This window comes from Oleiphilus sp. HI0117 (genome assembly GCF_001635235.1).
Map to the genome: position 1 here is coordinate 1 of NZ_LWGA01000773.1, position 1433 is coordinate 1433.

Genomic DNA, 1433 nt, shown 5'->3' on the forward strand with positions numbered 1-1433 from the left:
CGATAGTCCGAGTTTATGAGCACAGCTACGATAGCGATACGGGTGAGCGAATATCTACCCTAAGGGCATCTTATGAAGTTGCCAAAAATAGGCCAACCTTGATTATCAATGAGCGTTTAGGTGTCGATGCTGGTGCTTTAGCATCGTTGGACGGAGATGAAATTTATCATGTTTTTGAAGGTGAACAGGAACTAGAGCGCTGCCAGTACTATCGTCGGCATTTAGATGTAAGTGTCAATGAGTTTGCAGTTAAAGATGGCGAAATTACCACGACTATAGATGGAGAGATTGAGTTATCAAATATTTCAGAAGATCTCGAAACTGAGTCATTTAACATTGTCGATAGCGATTTTTCTTTGTCCGTACAGCAGAATGCTTCACTGAATGAGTTTTCATTAACTGACTTTGATGCTGAAAAGGTTGAGAATTTGTCACGAGGCACCTATGTGATTGGTTTTTCAGGAGTCTTGGAGTCCGATTCGATTGGCGGAATAGTTGAAGTTGATGCAATGGACTCTTTTAGCAAGCTGAATGGCACGATAGGCGAATATCCAACTGATGGCATATTTAAGGTATTAGGACAGGGTTTGGAGCGAGTGACCCTGACGCCAAACCCTAGTGCACTGGTGATCGGTGTTGATTATGATGGTGATGATTCTCGTGTTGGAGCCAGTTTCCCAGATGAAACGTTTACAACGACCTGGGAGCAACTTCTGGAAGGTGACTTCCAGCGAGATGACTTTATTCCAGCAGAGTAGAAAGTTCCTTTCATACTGCTCAATATATCATTGATGGCCTTCTGGCTTCATATACTTAATTCCTCGATTAGCTCTATAATATTCCTCCTGTAGAGCGAGCATATCTATTTGCACGCATAATTATCAGATCTCATAGCAATAGGCTTAGCATGGCAAAGAGCAAAACCGCATTCGTCTGCACTGAGTGCGGGTCAGATTTATCTAAATGGCAAGGCCAGTGTCCGGATTGTGGCCAATGGAATACTATTCAGGAAATAAAGCTAGCAAAGCAAAGTAAGAGCAGCAGTACCTCGTTGGGTTATGCGGGCGCCAAGTCCGAGATTAAGGCTTTGGGGTCAATTGACCTCGAAGATCAACCCAGATTCAGTAGCGGTATAGGTGAGTTTGATCGGGTGCTGGGGGGAGGTTTAGTTCCCGGTTCTGCTATATTGGTTGGAGGTCATCCGGGTGCCGGGAAAAGTACTTTGCTACTCCAGACGATGTGTCATCTTTCTTCAAGCAGGGACGGCTTATATATTACTGGTGAAGAGTCTTTACAACAGGTTGCACTGCGAGCAAAGCGCCTCGGTCTCAAAGCTGATGCGCTGAATATGTTCTCTGAAACCCGGATCGAATCAATAGAAGAAGTGGTTCAAGTCCATAAGCCAAAAGTGCTGGTTGTTGACAGTATTCAGG

Annotated in this window: 2 protein-coding genes; both read left to right on the plus strand. The window is 44.4% G+C overall.

The annotated features are described in order from the left end of the window. A partial coding sequence (locus A3757_RS26760; RefSeq protein WP_197470025.1) for a hypothetical protein occupies positions 1-758 on the plus strand: 758 nt, incomplete at its 5' end. 149 nt (positions 759-907) lie between these two features. After that, a partial coding sequence (locus A3757_RS12520; protein ID WP_156506300.1) for an ATPase domain-containing protein occupies positions 908-1433 on the plus strand: 526 nt, incomplete at its 3' end.